Raw genomic sequence first — 16,224 nt, 5'->3', positions numbered from 1 at the left:
GGTGCACTGCATCTACCTTACGGCCTGGGAGGAGAGGGGCGTCGTCCAGTTCCGCAACGACCTCTACAACCGCGACGACAGCGCTTTCGACGGCGGGGAGGACGTAGTTTCGCGCGCTATGCCGATGTCGGTCGCCCCGTGAGTGCAAGCAACTCGGGCTGTCGGCGCAAAGCGTTGAAGATAATCATATATCCTTAATACGTTGACTTTTATGCGATGGTTTCTAACGGCTTACTCCTACAGTTCTTCTTACTTGCTGGCGAAAATCTTAAGCAACACGCGCAATTCATCTGCGCCATCTCTTGCAATGCAAGGTTGTTTGGGGTTTCAATAGCACTTGCGAACGTGGCGCCGTCCCACCTATCCCCCCTAGGGGCGTCACAGTTCTTCAGCCCGCGACCTGCCCCCCCGGTCGCGGGCTTCTTATTTTGTGCGTCCGTGCGTCGTGGGTCAGGATTGCGAGGCGCGCGTCCAGCCCGCTGCCTCAGCCTCGCTCTCGCTGCAGAACCAACGCTCGCCCCTGGAGGTGCGAAGGCGAATGCTGTCGTAGCTCGGCGCCCACGGAAGAATGTAGGTGCGTGCGCCGGCGCGGATCGGTCCCTTGATCGGGCAGCCCTCGGGGGCGCTCTTCTTCGCTTCCTGCCACCGCTTGTCGCGATAGTCCTGCGGGCGATCGGCCTCGCCTGCCCAAAGTCCGACCTTCTGCGTGCGGGCCTCGTTCTCGACGTCCGCGTAGCTGCCCCAGAAGCCGCTGTCGGCGAACACGCTGCCGTTGCGCACGAGGCGCTCGGCGATGTCGGCGCCGCCGACTTGGCAGCGGGCTCGCTTCGCGGTCCCGTGCTCGCCAATGATGTCGCAGGATACCCGCCGCCCGCGGACGAGATCGGCCAGCGCCTCCTTGGCGGCGGCGCCGCATCGCCATGTTCCGCTGCGGCGCCGGCACGACTGGGTGGCTTCGGGCGCCTCGATGCCGTCGAGCAGGATGCGCGTCCCGGCAACGCGTAACGTATCGCCGGTGATGGCCGTGGCGCGGCCTTCGATCTTCGACGGATCGGAGTCGGGAAGGGCGCCGGTGGTGAGGGGTGCGGGCGTGAGATTCGCCACCGAGAGCGTGGGTCCATAATTGTAAAGCACGGCCCCGAGAGCCCCGACCGCGGCGACTGCGCTGAGGCTCAGGGCCGCAAGCCCCGCGGAAACGCGCCGCTCGCCGGGGAGCGTGAACTCGCGCGTCCGCAGACGGTCCAGCAGGCCCTCCCGGGCGCCCGCCCGGTGCCTGCCGCGGTAAGGATCGGTGAGGTAGGCGAGAAGGACGATGCTCGCCGTCGCGGCGAATAGGATGGTGGCAAAGATCGCGTCGCCGTCGAAGCCGAACGTCCATGTGCGATAGGCCGCGCCGAGGCCGGCCAGCGCGGCGACGATCTTCAGGGCCAGGCTGGATCTCGGCTCGCGGGCGAAGCTCAAGAGCGGCTCGAGGACAGGCCCCAGCGGCTCGCTGACGCGCAAGGCAACGGCGGATACGGCCCTCCAGATACCAGCGGCGATCATGGCGATCGCCGTGACGGTCGCGCGGGCAGCACGTATCGATGCGGCACCCAGCGTCTGCGCTGCGGCCTTGAGGCTACTCCCCGCGCGCCTCATGCCGGCCCAGGTGCCGGTGCCGGCGTTGCGTGCCCCGGCCAAGCCGGCGTCGAGCCCGCGCTTTCCCGCGTCCTTCACATGGGCGGCCGCGGCCGCCTGCACGTCCTTCAGGCGCTGGCGGCGCTGCTCACGGCGGACCAGGATGGTCGTGCGCACGTAGTCGCGCCACTCGAAACCCTCATTGCGTTTTCGCCACCAGACCACGTGTTTCCCCGCGCTGCGCCACCGCCATGTCTCATGAATGAGCGATCCCGCATTCCGGTCGGAATGCAGCCCGATTCGCCATCTTTGACCCTTGTGCTCCAATGATGGCAGGGCTTTGGCCAAGCGAGACATTATGCGCGCAATCCCCAGCCTGCGCCGCATGGACACCGCTGGGCCACGGGACTAGATTGTGGTGCGTAAGGCGCACCTTAAGGAGGGTTTCATGACACAGGTCAGTACGAAACATCTCATCTCGGCGCTCGGCGTGGTGGCGCTGTTTGCCGTGGCTGCCCCTCTGCAAGCCTTTGCCGACGACGACGGGCCGAGCAAGCCGCGCATCGACTGCACCAAGCCCGAGAACAAGAAGAAGGCGGCCTGCAAGCCGCATCATAGTGCGCTCGACGACGAGATCATCAACGGCGCCTATTGGCTCGCACACGCGGGCAAGCACGCCGAGGCGCTGGCGTTGCTCGCGACCGTGCAGGACAAGGACGATCCGCGCGCGCTCAACGCCATGGGTTTCGCCACGCGCAAGCTCGGCAACGTGGATGCGGCGCTGCCCTACTACGCGCGTGCACTCGCGATCGATCCCAACTATGTTCAGGCGCGCGCGTATCTGGGCGAGGCGTTCCTGGCCAAGGGCGACGTCATCCATGCGCGCGAGCAGCTCGGCGAGATCGCGCGGCGGGTCGGCGCGGATTCGGTCTCGTTCGCGAATCTCAAGCGGGAGATTGGGGCGTTCAAGGCCACCCGCGCGGCGCGTGGCTGAGCACGGCTTCGCAGGTTGAGGAAAAGGACGGGGCGGTCCGCGCCCCCCGAGGGGAACTTTGAGATGATAAAACTCGTGTCCAGGACGGCAGGGCTTCTCGTGGCGTCGGGGGCGCTCGCCGTAGCGTTCGGCTCGCCGCTCTCGGCGGAAGGGCGCGTCGCCAAGGACACGGGGCCTGCGAGTGCGGCGTGCGATGCGCACGCCAAGGGCACGGCGGCCTGGACAGCCTGCGTCGGCACGGCGAGCCGCAAGATGGCGGACGAGGAGCTGTTCTATGCCGGCTACTGGCTGGCCAAGAGCGGCCAGTATGCCGAGGCGTTGCGCTATCTGGACCTTACGCAGACCAAGGACGAGCGCGTGCTGACCTACATCGGATTTGCAACGCGCAAGCTCGGCGATGTGGATGCGGCGCTGCCGCTTTACCGGAAGGCCCTCGCGGTCAACCCGGACTATGTGGTCGCGCGCGCCTATCTTGGAGAAGCGTTCCTGATCAAGGGCCAGCCCGATCAGGCGCGCGGGCAACTCGAGGAGATCGCCGAGCGGTGCGGAACGCGCTGCGCGGCCTACGTGGATCTCGCAGGCCAGATCGCCGACTACGAGGAAAAGGCTTCGCGGGGCTGATCTCCGCGCGCTCCTGTTCTCTTGCAGGCGAGCGCGCTACTCGTGCGTGATCGCGGCCGTGCCGGCCAGAATGTCGTAGGTGCAGGCGGCGCCCTCCAACGAGAGGACCAGGTAGGGCTGGCGGAAGCGCGCATTCCAGAGGGCATGGTCGAACTCCCAGAAGCGAACCGGCAACGCGGGGTTTCCGACCGCGACGCGTGGCTCGGCCACCGATGACCAGCCGGTGCTGCCTTTCGCCGCGACATCGGGGGATGCCGACGTGCAGGCATCGGCTGCGAGTGCGCGATAGGCGACGACGATCGCCTCATCGGCCGCCGTGCGGTAGATGTGGTCCTGAATCCAGATCTTCGTGCCGGCGAGCAGCGCCAGGGCGAGAATGAGGGCCCTCATGACGGTATCGCAATCCCGGTCCCAGACGGACCAGCCGCGGAATGCGGGCCGCCCTTTGATTGAGACCCGTGCCCGCGGCGTTTGATCTCAGTCGGCTCAGGGTGCGGCCGGCTTGGTCAACAAATGGTTACGAGGACGCCGGAAAGAGCTGCAGGGCACGCGTTCGGGGTGCTCGATTTTTCGCACCGCGGCAGGAGTTAGCAGGGGCGAAATCCGCCTCGAAAGGCTTGTCACCGGCCGTTTCATGCGGCATGGATCGCGGCCAGTCTCATACCAAAGTCGATTTCGGGGGAGGACACGCGCTCCATGGCAAAGAAGAAGATCCTGATCACCTGGCCTCTGCCTGAGGCCGTCATGGCGCGGGCGCGCGAGTCCTACGACGTCGTCGCGCACGGGGACGATCCGAAGATCACCATCGACGAGATGATCGAGACGGCGAAGTCGGTCGACGCCATTCTTCTGACGCTGAACGAGAAGTGCCCGAAGGCGGTCATCGATCGTATCCCCGAGAACATCAAGTGCATCTCGACGTTCTCGATCGGCTTCGAGCACATCGACCTCGAGGCCTGCAAGGCGCGCGGCATCAAGGTCGGCAACGCGCCGCACGGCGTCACCGTGGCAACGGCCGAGATCGCCATGCTGCTGCTTCTCGGCTCGGCTCGGCGGGCGTCCGAGGGCGAGCGCATGATCCGCACGCGCTCGTGGCCGGGGTGGCAGCCCTTGCAACTCGTCGGCCAGCGGCTCGACAACAAGAAGCTCGGCATCTACGGCTTCGGTAAGATCGGCCAGGCGCTGGCGCAGCGTGCGCGCGGCTTCGACATGGAAATCCATTATTACGACATCTATCGGGCCAAGCCGGAGGTGGAGGCGAAGTACAACGCCACCTACCACGACAGCCTCGACAGTCTACTCGCGATCTCGCAGTTCTTCTCGATCAACGCGCCCTCGACGCCCGAGACGCGCGGCTTCTTCAACACGGCGACGATCGAGAAGCTGCCCAAGGGGGCCATCGTCGTGAACACGGCGCGCGGCGACCTCGTCAATGACGCGGACATGATCGCGGCGCTGAAGTCCGGCCGTCTCGCCTATGCGGGCCTCGACGTGTTCGCGGGCGAGCCGAAGATCAACGAGGGCTACTACGACCTGCCGAACACGTTCCTGTTCCCGCATCTCGGCTCCGCCGCCGTCGAGGCCCGTAACCAGATGGGCTTCGAAGCGCTCGACAACATCGACGCGTTCTTTGCGGGCAAGGACATGCCGTTCAAGCTGGCCTAGAGCGCGATCAGCTTTGATTGCATAGGGATCGCGCTCCAGCCTTTTGATGAGACCGATGATTCACGCTTCGGACTGATAGGGTCCGAAGCGATCATGGTCTAGGGGCTCCCGTCACGGTTCAGACGTACTCGCTCGTCATTCCTGTGCGAAAGCATCAGGGAGGCGAAGCATGTCCAAAATCCGCGTTTGGCCGCTACAGGCCATCCTCAACGGCGTGTTGCTTCTTGCGCTGGCCTGGGTCACGACGCGCGCTGATGCCCAGGCGAAGCCCGAGGACGTCATCCGCGCGCGCCTGATAGAGCTCGTCAACGAGCGCGGAGAGATGCGCGCGCAGCTCTATCTCGGCGAGAGCGGCGGCGGGGAGCTGCGTCTACGCAGCGGCCAAGGCGATATCCGCGTCAAGCTCGGTGCCATCGAGGACGGAGCGATCCTGCTCCTGATGGACCGCCATGCGAACCCGGCTGTGCGGCTCGCAAGCGAGATCGAGAGGCCCAGCCTGCGTATCGGACCGCCCGACCGCGAGACGGTGATCGGTCCCATCGGGGTCTCTCCGCTTTCAAACGAGCGAAAATGAAGGAAGGCAAGGGCAGCCCGTGGTCTTGCTGCCGGCCTTTGCGTGAAACGCAGATATTCTACTGCTTGACCTCAGCGCGTTGCTTCAGTCCGGCCTGGACCTCGCGAACCTGCTGCAGCGTGGCCTTCGCCATGTGGCGTGCGGTTGCGTCACAGGCGTCGGGGGTGCTGTAGAGCTGATTATAGTCGCGCGCGAGCTGCGGGAAGACCATCTCGCTCAGACGCTGGTTGGCCTTGCTTTCCATCATGAATGCCGTCTGACGCTCGTCGATGAAGGTGTCGAGCTCGCCGATCTCGGCCTGCGTGAGGGTGGTCGGCAGCATCGGCCTATTGCACTTGATCGCAATGATGCGCGCGGCAATCGCGTTGCCGATGGAGGTGGTCGGGCTCGACGCGTGCTCGGCGGGCGCGGCTGTCGCAGCCGTGGCGGCGAGTGAGATGGCGAGCGTCAGGATCGAGGCGCGGATCGCCCGGATGGTAGTCATGATCGTCTCCGTTGTTGGATGATCGGCGAGCTTTATTTTTTGGCCTCGTTTGCGGGCCATGGTCGTTGTCGTGCGCTCATCGAACTTGCGGCAGGCGCTCTTCCGTCGAGCCGGTTTGTCCGGACGCCGGACCTGCCTAAGATGGGCAGAGAGGCTATCTCTGAGGCTTGATCATGGCAGACACGGCAACCCCTCGCATTGCGGCAAAACGCGGCCAGCACGGGGCTGGGCGGCTGCCTTCAATCGGCCTCGTTCTGGGCGGTGGCGGGGCGCGTGGGCTCGCCCACATCCTCATGCTCGAAGTGTTCGACGAACTTGGAATCAAACCGAAAATCATTGCCGGCACGTCCATCGGCGCGATCTACGGGGCGGCTTATGCTGCCGGGCTTGCCGCCTGCGACATTCGTGCGCACACCGAGGACGTCCTGACCAAGCGGATCGGGCTCGTGCGCGATCTGTTCGCGGCGCGGGTGCAGGGCAACGGCAGGTTCTGGGATCTCGTTGCGGCGCGCACGGCGTTCCTCGCTCCGGGCGCGCTGCTCGATCTCGTGTTGCCCAAGGGCGTGCCGCAGACGTTCGAGGAGCTTCCGATCCCGTTGCGCGTGGTCGCGAGCGACTTCTACGCGCTCGAGGCGGCGGTGTTCTCCTCAGGCCCGCTCAGGGCTGCCGTGGCTGCGAGCATGGCGCTGCCGGTGATCTTCGAGCCGGTGTTGCTCGGCGGGCGCAGCCTCATCGATGGCGGACTCACCAATCCGCTGCCGTTCGATCTCATCGCCGGCGAAGCGGATATCCTGGTCGCGATCGATGTGTCGGGGACGACGGTGCCGTCACCGTCGCGTCCGCGTCCGACGGCGATCGAGGCGCTGTTCGCCTCGTCGTTCCTGTTCGAGCGCTCCATAGTGCGCGAGAAGCTCAAGGCGCATCGGCCCGACATCTACATCGACGCCGGGACAGGGCGCTATCAGGCGCTCGAGTTCCTCAAGGTGCGCGAGATCCTCGCTGCTGCCGAGCCGGCGAAGGCGCAGCTCCGCGCGCAACTCGAGCAGGTGCTTGCTCTCCCGCCTGGTGCTCGCGTGTCGGCCTCTCTCCGCAGCGGGGAGGCGCCGGGCTAGAGCGCGATCAGCTTTGATTGAATCGGGATCGCGCTCTAGTCTTTTGATGAGACCGATGATTCACGCTTCGGACTGATAGGGTCCGAAGCGATCATGGTCTAGTCCGGGCGGCGGGCGGCGAAGAATGCCTTGAGGATCGCGCTCGCGTCGGCTTCTCCGAGGCCGGGGTAGAGCTCGGGGCGATGGTGGCAGGTCGCGTGGCTGAAGATGCGGGGTCCGTGTTCGACGCCGCCGCCCTTGGGGTCGGGCGCGCCGTAGTAGAGGCGGCGGATGCGGGCGAACGAGATCGCAGTTGCGCACATGGGGCAGGGCTCGAGCGTGACGTAGAGGTCATGGCCGAGCAGGCGCTCGCTGCCGAGCTTGGCGGCTCCCTCCCGGATCACGAGCATCTCGGCGTGGGCCGAGGGATCCGACAGCTCGCGCGTGCGGTTGCCTGCGGCGGCGATCACCTCGCCTGCCGGGCCCACGAGCACGGCGCCGACGGGAACCTCGCCGCGGGCTGCAGCGGCGCGCGCCTCCGACAGGGCGCGTTCCATGTGGCCGAGGCGGGCCGGCGGTGCCATAAGGTCGTCTTCCATCATTCGTTTCCGTGCCGGGTCGGAGCTCCATGCGCAAATCATCATTCGGACATCGCCCACCGCGGGGCAAGCCGCAAGACCGGCCCACGGGGTGGCGAGGCGGATCGGGCGGCCCGGGCGGCAGACGGGCCGCGGAAAAGACGGTTGCCGAGCCGATGCGCATCGCCAAGGCGATGGCGCGGGCAGGCCTCTGCTCGCGGCGCGAGGCCGAGCGTTGGATCGCCGACGGGCGTGTCAGCGTCAACGGCCAAGTGCTGAAGACGCCGGCGGTCGAGATCAAGCCGCGCGATCGCGTTCTGGTCGACGGGCAGCCGCTGCCGGTGGCGGAGCCCGTTCAGCTCTGGCGCTACAACAAGCCGAAGGGGCTCGTCACAACTCACAGCGATCCGCAAGGGCGGCCCACCGTGTTCGACAGCCTGCCACCGGGCCTGCCGCGCGTGATCTCGGTCGGGCGGCTCGACTTCAACACCGAGGGGCTGATCCTGCTCACCAACGACGGCGAGCTGGCGCGGCACCTGGAGCTGCCGGCAACGGGCTGGCTGCGCCGCTACCGCGTGCGTGCCAAGGGGCGTGTGACGCAGGAGGATCTCGAAAGACTCCGCGAGGGTGTCGAGATCGAGGGCGTGCGCTACGGGCCGGTGGAGGCGAGCGTCGATACCGCGCAGGGTGCCAACATGTGGCTGACTGTCGGCATCCGCGAAGGCAAGAACCGCGAGGTGCGCAAGGTGCTCTCGCACCTCGGCCTCGACGTCAACAGGCTGATCCGCATCTCGTTCGGGCCGTTCCAGCTCCTGGATCTCGCGCCTGGGCAGGTTGACGTGGTCAAGCGGCGGGTGCTGGCTGATCAGATCGGGCCGGAACTCGCGGCGCGGTTCGGGCTGGTCGACAAGAGCGAGGACAAGCCGAAGCGGCCGCCCAAGCGCAAATACAAGCGCGGGGCCGAGTGATGCGTGTCGTCGGCGGGACGTTCCGCGGGCGTGCGTTAGCAGCACCGCAGCACGCCGGTCTGCGGCCGACGTCGGACCGCGTGCGGGAATCCGTATTCAACATCCTGTTGCATGGCGTTGCGGGCTTCTCGCTTGAGGGGCAGCGCGTGATCGATCTGTTTGCCGGCACTGGGGCGCTCGGCATCGAGGCGTTGTCACGCGGGGCGTCCTATTGCCTGTTCGTCGAGGAGGCGCCCGAGGCGCGGGCTCTGATCCGCACCAACATCGAGGCGATGGGGCTCACGGGCGTGACCCGCATCTTCCGCCGCGACGCGACGGACCTCGGTCCGGCTGGGAACATGGAGCTCTATGGGCTTGCGTTCCTGGATCCACCGTACGGCAAGGGTCTTGGCGAGGCGGCGCTCGTCGGGCTGCGCGACGGCGGATGGCTCGTGCCGGGCGCGGTGGTGGTGCTCGAGGAGCGTGCGAGTGCGGAGGTCGTGCTGCCCGAGCGCTTCACGGAGATCGACCGCAGAAGCTGGGGTGATACGCAAGCCGTGTTCGGCCGGTTCGGCGTCTAGACTCTTGGATTCGGTTAGTTCGTGACGGCCTGGGCGATGATCGGGTTGGCCCAAATGCGCACGATGCCGTCCTCACCCGCGGAGGCGAGACGCTCTCCGTCCGGCGCAAAGCTCGCCGCATTCACGGCGCCCGTGTGGCCGACGATAGTGCGCAGCGTGCGGCCGCGCGAAACATCCCAGATGCGGAGCTGGCCGTCGGCGCCGCTCGAAGCGAGCGATTTGCCATCGGGTGAGAACGACAGACTGCCGACGCGGCCGCGGTGACCGTAGAGGCGACGCAGCAGCCGGCCCGAGGTCGTCGACCACACGCGGATGTTGCCGTCGAGGCTCGCGGAGGCGAGCAGCTTGCCGTCCGGCGAGAAGGCGAGTGCCGAGATGAAGTCCTTGTGACCGCGGTAGGTGCGGATACGGTCGAGCGTATCGAGGTTCCACAGCTTGACGATCTTGTCGGCGCCGCCGGATGCCAGCCGGGGGCCGCGTTCGGTGGTGACGTAGGCCACGGCTTGCGCGGCGCTCTCGTGGGCGTCGATGACCTGAACCGGTCCCGATGGCGTCGCCGCATCCCAGAGGGTGAGTTTCCAGTCGTGGCTCGCCGCCACGAAGCGGTCAGCGCGTCCGGCGAAGGCGACCGACCAGATCTCGGCGTTGTTGCGCTTGAAGGCGGCAAGCTTCTCCGCGCGTTGCCAGTCCCACAGCACGACGTCGCCCGAGGCGTGGCCGGTCAGCGCGTTGTTGCCGAACAGGGCGAGCGCGGTGGCGGGGCCGTTGTCGAGCTCGATGGTGCGCGTGAGCGTGTTCGTTCCCGCGTTCCAGATCTTGAGGCGCGCGTCGGCGCCGACGGTTGCGAGTGACGCGCCGTCGCTCGAATAGGCGATGGCCGTCACGGCGCCGACGTGGCCATTGAGCTCGGCGAGTGGGCGGATGACCGGCACCTCCTGCAAGGAGGCCGTGCGGATGTTGGCAGTGGTGGTAGTGGTTCCTGCTGTCGTCTCACCGCTGCCGCGGCTTTCGAACTGCGGGAAGCGCTCCTGCATGGCGACGGCGGCGCTGGCGACGCCGACTCCGACCAGCAGCTTGAAGAGGATCGGACGCCAGCCGACGTTGCGGCGGGGACGGATCGGACGTGGCCGGCTTGCGGGCTTGCGCTTTTCCTTGGCCTCGGCCTTCTTCGGCTCCCTCACGACCAGCTCGCGGCTCGGCTCCTTTTTGTTGCGGAGCACGCGCGGCAGCTTGATGGGCTCGGGCGGCTTGCTGAGCTTCTCAGTTGCGGCCTGCGGCGTCGCTGCTGCCGCCGGTGCGGGCGGTGGTGCGGCCTTGGCCGCCTCCTTCTCGGGCGCCGGTGCGGGCTTGGGCTCGGTCGGCTTCTTCTTCAGCCCATCGAGGAAATCGAGCATACCGCCCTTCGGGCCTGGGGCGTCAGGCGGCGGAGGAACGATGGCAGAAGAGGCTGCCTTCTTGGCCGCCGCGGCGCGCGGCGTGACCTCTGCCAACTCGTCTGACAGTTTGCGCGGAGGCGTCTTCGCGAACCAGCCGCCCTTGGCGGAGTCGGGCGCGAGCAGTGCGCCGCGCCAGGCGGCGATGGACTGCGGCCGGCCCTCGATCTGGAGAGTCAGCGCGTGGTCGATGGCGGCGAGAAAGCCGGCGCGATAGGCCGAGAGCGCGGCTTCGCGGGCCGGGATCAGCTCATCCTTGACCATGCGTGACGGGCTGTCGGACGGGCGCTTGCCGGTGACCGCATGATAGAGTGTGGCGGCGAGGGCGTAGATGTCGGTCCAGGGGCCCTGCTGGCGGCTCGTCTCGGCGTACTGCTCGTAGGGCGAGTAGCCGGGCTTCACGAGTGCCGACACGGTTTTCGAATGGGCCAGAATCTCGCCGCGCGCTGAGCCGAAGTCGATCAGCACCGGCGTGCCGTCCTTGCGGATGATGATGTTGTCGGGGGCGATGTCGCGATGCAGGAAATCCTGCTTGTGGATCAGCTCGAGCGCGTCGAGGAGCGGCGCGACGATGGCGTCGAGCTCCTTCTGGCGCGGGGCGCGGCCCAGGCCCTTGAGCCACGACTTGAGGCTCTGGCCCTCCTCAAAATGGAGCACCATGTAGGCCGTATTGTTGGCCTTGAAGTAGCGGTAGACGCGGACGATGTTCGGGTGCGAGAAGCGCGCAAGCGTTTGCGCCTCCTCGATGAATCGATCGAGCCCCCAGCGGTAATCGCTGGCGCAGTCCTGCGAGCGGGGGGCGGCATCCGAGGTCGAGGTGCGGGCCGCGAAATCGGACGGGAAATACTCCTTGATGGTGACGTTGCGGTCGAGCGCAACCTCCTCGGCCAGATAGGTGATTCCGAATCCGCCCGCGCCGAGCACGCGCTCGATTCGGTAGTCACCGACCAGCTCCGTGCCACCTTTTAGCGCAATCAAGTTCGTCATCCGCTCTCGGGCTCTCGGTTCGCTCGGGCAATTCCGGGGTCTGAGTGCAAATCACCTCCGCTGCCTCTTGTGAAGCAGGAATGTGGCGGGCGCGTGCGCGTTGTGGTCAAAGTTACTGTAAAACGACCGAGGGATGCGCCGTGGCCATGTTGCTGCCGCAGAACACAACAAAGACTAAGGCGGATTCGAGCCTGAGCATATCCATGCAACTTAGCAAACCGGAGGCAGTACGGCCCCTATTCGCGTGGTGCCCTTCAATCCGAATTCTAACCGGTGGGTTGGCATTTTCGGCGCTGACCTCGTCCGCATCCACAGCTTCGGAGTTGCTGCCGGTGGGGGAGGCGCTTTTTGTCGCCCACGCTTATGCACAGTCGTGGGCCGGATTTGTGGAGTGGGTTGGCGCGAGCTATGCTCGCGCGCCGGCGCTGGTGCTCGGACTCGCTGCCTTGGTTGCAGTGCCGCCTCTGGCCCTCTTGGGCTCGTGGGTGCTGCGGCGACAGGAGGCATCGACCGCCGTCTCGGAAGCACGGACGCAGGTGCGGCGCGCGCCACGCAGCGCGCGCGCAGAACCGCGCGAAGGGGTGAAGACCGGGCACATCCCGCTGAGGCCGCTCGAGGCCTGGGTCGAGATCGTCAACACGGACGAGGTTCAGCCGGCGTCTCCGGACCAGCGCTATACGCTTGCGCGCACGCTGCTCAGGATCGGGCGCGAGACCGACAACGATATTTGCCTGCAGGATATAACCGTGCATCGCTACCATGCCGCCATCCATCGCACCGAGGATGCCGAGTTCGTCATTACCGATCTTTCGAGCGCGGGCGGCAACGGCGTGGTGGTGAACGGACGGGCGGTAGCGGAAGCCCGGCTCGCGAGTGGCGACCTGATCGAACTCGGCAATGCGCGATTGAAGTTTTCCGCCGCGCCCTCGGGATGAGCGGTGCGGCCAAGGCCGGGGCTTGGCGCTCCGGATGGACAGAGGCGGTCGGACATGCGTTGCTCTCAGCATCAAGCCCGCCCGACAACCCTGAGGATGAGGAGGACGAGATCATGTCATCGAGCGGTGGTGGCTCCCAAGGGCAAGGACAACGTTCGGGCCGGTTCCTCGGCTCTCTCAAGGATGCCCTCGTCGCGGCCAGCCGCGAAGATACCGGGCGGCAGGAGGCGGCGGTCGCGCAGCGGGCGCAGGCGGCTCAGGCCAGCGAGGCCGTGATCGCAGCGCCGAGCCCGGAGGCTGCCGCGCAATTGCCGGCGCCGCGTGCCGAGGGAGCGACACCCTCCGCGGCGGAAGCAGCGCGGGAAGCGCGCGCGCCGCGGGTGACGGTGGAAAGCCAGCATGTGGAAGCAGACTCGCCGCCGACGACGCGGGTCGTGCGGGCGTCAGCCAAGCCCTCCGAGGCCGGCGGTGCGCGCACGACGCTGGTGCGCGGCAAGCAGCAGGTTGCGCGCGGCGCGTTTGAGCAGGATCCGGTGGTCGGCTGGCTGGTGGTCGTGGGCGGTCCCGGCATCGGGCAGTATCGGCCGATCTTCGAAGGCAACAACTCCATGGGACGCGGGGCGGGCAACCGCATCCCGATCGATTTCGGCGACGACGCCATCTCCACGGACGAGCAGGCCTATATCCGCTACGACTCGTCGGAACGGTCGTTCCTTTTCGTGCCGAACCTTGCTAAGACCAATGTCGTCTCCCTCAATGAAAAGCGACCAACCGGCGCCGTCGAGCTGGCGCAGATGGACGTGATAACCATGGGACGGACGCAACTCGTGTTCGTGCCCTTCTGCGGCCCGGATTTCGATTGGGCGGCGCTCCAGGAACAGACCTAAGGACGAATGCTAGCTTTCGAGCATGCCAGCCGCGCCACAAAGGGGGCGCGGAGCTACCAGGAGGATACCGCTCTCTTCTGGAGCGTACGCGACGCAACGCCGTCCGGGCCCGAGGCATCCGTTGCCAACGGGACGGCCGTCGTGGCCGTGCTCGCCGACGGCATGGGCGGACATGCGGGCGGCGCACTCGCCAGCCGCATGGCGTGTGAAAGCTTCCTCAAGGCCTATGCGAAGCAAGAGGGCTCCAACCGCGAGCGGCTGGTCGAGGCGCTGACGGCCGCCAACCAGGCCATCGCCGAGACCGTCGATGCCAATCCGCTGCTTGCGGGTATGGGGTCGACGCTCGTCGGCGTGACCTTCGGGGCGGACGGCATCGAGTGGGTCAGCGTGGGCGACAGTCCGCTGCTGCTCTACCGGCGGGGCGAGATCGCGCTGCTCAACGAGGATCATTCGCTGGCGCCCGAGCTCGACCGGCTGGCGGCGTCGGGGGCGATCTCGGAGGACGAGGCCAAGCGCGATCCCAGGCGGCACATGCTGCGCTCGGCGGTGACCGGCGACGACATCGATCTCGTGGATCTGTCGCGCCGTCCGCTCAAGGTGGAGCCGGGCGACTACATCATCCTTGCGAGCGACGGGCTGCAGACGCTCGAGTCGGCGGAGATCGAGCGTATCGTCGCTGCCTACGCCGAGGACGGCGCCGTAGCGGTAGCCAATGCGCTGATCCGCGCGGTGGAGGCACTGAAGGATCCGCACCAGGACAACGCGACGGTGATCGCGGTGCGCCTCCTGCCGCAGCCGGTGCATGCGGATGCGTCCATTGCGAGCACCGAAGGCGGCGATTCCGGCCGCTAGAGAGACCGATGATTCACGCTTCGGACTGATCGGGTCTGAAGCGATCATGATCTAGTTTTCCGGCACAAGGTCCGAACAAGGTATCGGCAACACACTCTGTCCTTCGGGGCGATTCCCTCGAGGGAGATTTCTTGTGGTCTGGCCAACACGGGTCCGGCACCGGGCGCGCAAGCATGCCTTCGAGGAAGCCCTCGACGAGGCGCGGCTCACGCCGGACGCGGAGCTGGAAGACTTCGTCGATGCCGCGCTTTCAAATCCGCTGTCCCAGCCAGCCGTCGGGAGCCTTGGCGACATCTCCGTCGCTTCGGGGTACGTGGCGCCCGCTTCGCTCGAGCGCGCTTATGGGGCGGACGAGCCTCCGGCCGAGATCATCCACACTCGCGAGCCGCCAGGGGAGGCGGCGCGCAAGCTCAAGGCGTCGCTGGCCGGGTGCGCGCTTTCGCCCGACGAGCTCCGACGGCTGAGGCGACGCTTCGCGACGCTCAATCATCCGGACAAGGTTCCGGAGGCGCTGCGTGCGGAAGCCGTTGCGGCCATGGCCGAAGTCAATGCCGAGATCGACCGGGCGCTGAAGCGGGCGGAACGGACGTGAGCTGGACGTCCTACTTTATTCTATAGCCGCCTTCGAACCCTGAGACGCCTTCGATGGTGTCCTCCCAGCTAAACGCGGCCAGAAAGTCCTCGCAGCGGCCCATGACGTTGCTCGGGTAGGCGCGCATGTGCGCGACCCGGCCTTCATTGATCCATACGGTGACGTAGAGCTTTGGGGGCACCTCCTGGCGGAGAACCTCCTTAAGGAAGCGCATGAGGGAGCGCCCCGGGCAATACTGCCAGGCCTCGCGCAGGCCTTTAACCTGGATGTAGCTCGGCGGCCCCAACACGGCCGTGAGCTCGGTGCGGTTCATGCCCGGCCCCACGAGAGCGATGGCAAAGGGCTCCTCGCCGCGCGCGCCCATGGCCGCGGTGCACAGCGCGAAGAGCAGGGTCAGGCCGAGGCTCCTTCTGGCAAGGGCCGGCATGCGGGGCTTCATCCTCATCCAGGTTCGGCGGGCATTAAAGCGGCACCGGCTTGTGCCAGGCTTGAGATGCGCCGCCGCGCGCCGACCGCTCCGTGTACGACCCTTCGGGACTTTCCGGCTGGTCTCGGGAAGTGATCACTTTCCGCAACACTACAAGAGCGAATCGGAGCAGCTTCCGAGAAATCCTCAACAAATCGTTGATCGAACGGGCGACGCACTGCATCCCGGTTAGGTGGGGTTGCGTTTGTGATTCGGGGGTGCCGATGGGCGGGGGAATATCACATGATCGTCGTCGTGGACGAGCGGACGACCGTTACGGAAGGGTATGCTTCCTGGTTCGATAGGGAGGGAATCTCCGCGTGCGGGCTGGCGCCGGGGGAGTTCGAGAGCTGGGTCAGCGCCGTCTCGGAGCAGGACATTAGGTCCGTCGAGGCGTTCCTTCTCGGCGATTGCGGCAATCGCGCCGCGCTCGCGAAGATCATACGCCGCCGCTCGACAACGGCGGCCGTCATCGCCATGAACGAGAACCGGTCGCTCGAGGAGACGCTCGATCTCTTCGCAGCCGGTGTCGACGACGTGGTCAGGAAGCCGATCCACGTGCGTGAGATCATCGCCCGCGTCAAGGCCATCCGGCGCCGCGCGACCGGCGCGCCGGACTATACGGACGTCGGCGAGATGCGCGTCTTCTTCGACGGGCGCGACCCGGAGGTGAAGGGCGAGGTGCTGCAGCTTCCGAGGCGCGAGCGGCGCATTCTCGAATACCTCGTCAGCAACCGCGGTTGCCGGATCAACAAGACGCAGATCTTCAACTCGGTGTATGGGCTCTTCAGCGAGGACATCGACGAGAACGTCGTCGAGAGCCACATCAGCAAGCTCAGGAAGCGCCTGCGCCATCGGCTTGGGTACGACCCGATCGATTCGAAGCGCTATCTCGGGTACCGGCTGGTGGTCGATGCGCC

At 66.5% G+C, this 16,224-nt stretch carries 17 protein-coding genes and 1 pseudogene; 12 read left to right on the top strand and 6 right to left on the bottom strand.

All coding sequences use genetic code 11. The annotated features are described in order from the left end of the window. Positions 1 to 450: 450 nt before the first annotated feature. Positions 451 to 1,842 carry a thermonuclease family protein gene (locus tag IT540_RS15815; protein WP_291180023.1) on the bottom strand — a complete coding sequence of 464 codons (1,392 nt, stop codon included), beginning with the start codon at positions 1,840 to 1,842 and terminating at the stop codon, positions 451 to 453. A gap of 223 nt (positions 1,843 to 2,065) precedes the next feature. Between IT540_RS15815 and IT540_RS15810 the strand changes: the two genes are divergently transcribed. Together IT540_RS15810 and IT540_RS15805 are read left to right on the top strand one after the other, a co-directional pair. Next, the gene (locus IT540_RS15810; RefSeq protein WP_291180020.1) at positions 2,066 to 2,611 is read left to right on the top strand and encodes a tetratricopeptide repeat protein; all 546 of its coding nucleotides are present in this window, start codon (positions 2,066 to 2,068) and stop codon (positions 2,609 to 2,611) included. A gap of 63 nt (positions 2,612 to 2,674) precedes the next feature. Next, positions 2,675 to 3,232 carry a tetratricopeptide repeat protein gene (locus IT540_RS15805; RefSeq protein WP_291180017.1) on the top strand — a complete coding sequence of 186 codons (558 nt, stop codon included), beginning with the start codon at positions 2,675 to 2,677 and terminating at the stop codon, positions 3,230 to 3,232. Positions 3,233 to 3,268: 36 nt separating this feature from the next. Here the strand turns inward: IT540_RS15805 and IT540_RS15800 are convergent, their stop codons facing one another. Next, entirely contained in the window at positions 3,269 to 3,622 is a 354-nt protein-coding gene (locus IT540_RS15800; RefSeq protein WP_291180014.1) for a hypothetical protein, read from the bottom strand. Between the two features lie 306 nt (positions 3,623 to 3,928). On the opposite strand from IT540_RS15800, the gene IT540_RS15795 reads away from it, so the two are divergent. Both IT540_RS15795 and IT540_RS15790 read left to right on the top strand, forming a co-directional pair. After that, positions 3,929 to 4,897: a D-glycerate dehydrogenase gene (locus tag IT540_RS15795; RefSeq protein ID WP_291180012.1), complete on the top strand. Its 969-nt coding sequence runs from the start codon at positions 3,929 to 3,931 to the stop codon at positions 4,895 to 4,897. Positions 4,898 to 5,066: 169 nt separating this feature from the next. Further along, positions 5,067 to 5,471: a hypothetical protein gene (locus IT540_RS15790; protein ID WP_291180010.1), complete on the top strand. Its 405-nt coding sequence runs from the start codon at positions 5,067 to 5,069 to the stop codon at positions 5,469 to 5,471. Between the two features lie 58 nt (positions 5,472 to 5,529). On the opposite strand, the gene IT540_RS15785 is transcribed toward IT540_RS15790, so the two are convergent. Then, on the bottom strand, positions 5,530 to 5,955 hold the full coding sequence (locus IT540_RS15785) for a hypothetical protein (protein ID WP_291180008.1): 426 nt from the start codon (positions 5,953 to 5,955) through the stop codon (positions 5,530 to 5,532). 173 nt (positions 5,956 to 6,128) lie between these two features. Here IT540_RS15785 and IT540_RS15780 point away from each other — a divergent pair, with 173 nt between their 5' ends. After that, on the top strand, positions 6,129 to 7,067 hold the full coding sequence (locus IT540_RS15780) for a patatin-like phospholipase family protein (RefSeq protein ID WP_291180007.1): 939 nt from the start codon (positions 6,129 to 6,131) through the stop codon (positions 7,065 to 7,067). A gap of 98 nt (positions 7,068 to 7,165) precedes the next feature. Here the strand turns inward: IT540_RS15780 and IT540_RS15775 are convergent, their stop codons facing one another. Further along, positions 7,166 to 7,645: a nucleoside deaminase gene (locus IT540_RS15775; protein ID WP_291180004.1), complete on the bottom strand. Its 480-nt coding sequence runs from the start codon at positions 7,643 to 7,645 to the stop codon at positions 7,166 to 7,168. A 29-nt stretch (positions 7,646 to 7,674) separates the two neighbouring features. Between IT540_RS15775 and IT540_RS15770 the strand changes: the two genes are divergently transcribed. Both IT540_RS15770 and rsmD read left to right on the top strand, forming a co-directional pair. Then, entirely contained in the window at positions 7,675 to 8,592 is a 918-nt protein-coding gene (locus tag IT540_RS15770; protein ID WP_291180000.1) for a pseudouridine synthase, read from the top strand. Next, a complete protein-coding gene (gene rsmD, locus IT540_RS15765) occupies positions 8,592 to 9,152 on the top strand; it encodes a 16S rRNA (guanine(966)-N(2))-methyltransferase RsmD (protein WP_291179997.1) in 561 nt (186 codons plus the stop codon). The genes IT540_RS15770 and rsmD overlap by 1 nt, the downstream gene beginning before the upstream one ends. Before the next feature lie 14 nt (positions 9,153 to 9,166). Here rsmD and IT540_RS15760 read toward each other — a convergent pair whose 3' ends face one another. Further along, the gene (locus IT540_RS15760; RefSeq protein ID WP_291179995.1) at positions 9,167 to 11,572 is read right to left on the bottom strand and encodes a serine/threonine-protein kinase; all 2,406 of its coding nucleotides are present in this window, start codon (positions 11,570 to 11,572) and stop codon (positions 9,167 to 9,169) included. A 146-nt stretch (positions 11,573 to 11,718) separates the two neighbouring features. Here IT540_RS15760 and IT540_RS15755 point away from each other — a divergent pair, with 146 nt between their 5' ends. From IT540_RS15755 to IT540_RS15740, 4 genes are all read left to right on the top strand, one after another. Then, positions 11,719 to 12,507: an FHA domain-containing protein gene (locus IT540_RS15755; protein WP_291180028.1), complete on the top strand. Its 789-nt coding sequence runs from the start codon at positions 11,719 to 11,721 to the stop codon at positions 12,505 to 12,507. A 113-nt stretch (positions 12,508 to 12,620) separates the two neighbouring features. Then, a complete protein-coding gene (locus IT540_RS15750) occupies positions 12,621 to 13,394 on the top strand; it encodes an FHA domain-containing protein (RefSeq protein ID WP_291179992.1) in 774 nt (257 codons plus the stop codon). A gap of 6 nt (positions 13,395 to 13,400) precedes the next feature. After that, positions 13,401 to 14,246: a protein phosphatase 2C domain-containing protein gene (locus IT540_RS15745; RefSeq protein WP_291179989.1), complete on the top strand. Its 846-nt coding sequence runs from the start codon at positions 13,401 to 13,403 to the stop codon at positions 14,244 to 14,246. 133 nt (positions 14,247 to 14,379) lie between these two features. Continuing rightward, positions 14,380 to 14,838 carry a hypothetical protein gene (locus IT540_RS15740; protein WP_291179987.1) on the top strand — a complete coding sequence of 153 codons (459 nt, stop codon included), beginning with the start codon at positions 14,380 to 14,382 and terminating at the stop codon, positions 14,836 to 14,838. A gap of 10 nt (positions 14,839 to 14,848) precedes the next feature. Here IT540_RS15740 and IT540_RS15735 read toward each other — a convergent pair whose 3' ends face one another. Beyond that, positions 14,849 to 15,265, bottom strand: coding sequence for a hypothetical protein (locus IT540_RS15735; RefSeq protein WP_291179984.1), 417 nt, complete (start codon positions 15,263 to 15,265; stop codon positions 14,849 to 14,851). Between the two features lie 282 nt (positions 15,266 to 15,547). Between IT540_RS15735 and IT540_RS15730 the strand changes: the two are divergent. After that, positions 15,548 to 16,213: pseudogene (locus IT540_RS15730) on the top strand (winged helix-turn-helix domain-containing protein); the annotation flags it as partial. Positions 16,214 to 16,224: the final 11 nt, after the last annotated feature.

Source organism: Hyphomicrobium sp. (assembly GCF_020852195.1).
Lineage (GTDB): Bacteria > Pseudomonadota > Alphaproteobacteria > Rhizobiales > Hyphomicrobiaceae > Hyphomicrobium_C.
This window is presented reverse-complemented; position numbering and strand designations above follow the sequence as displayed.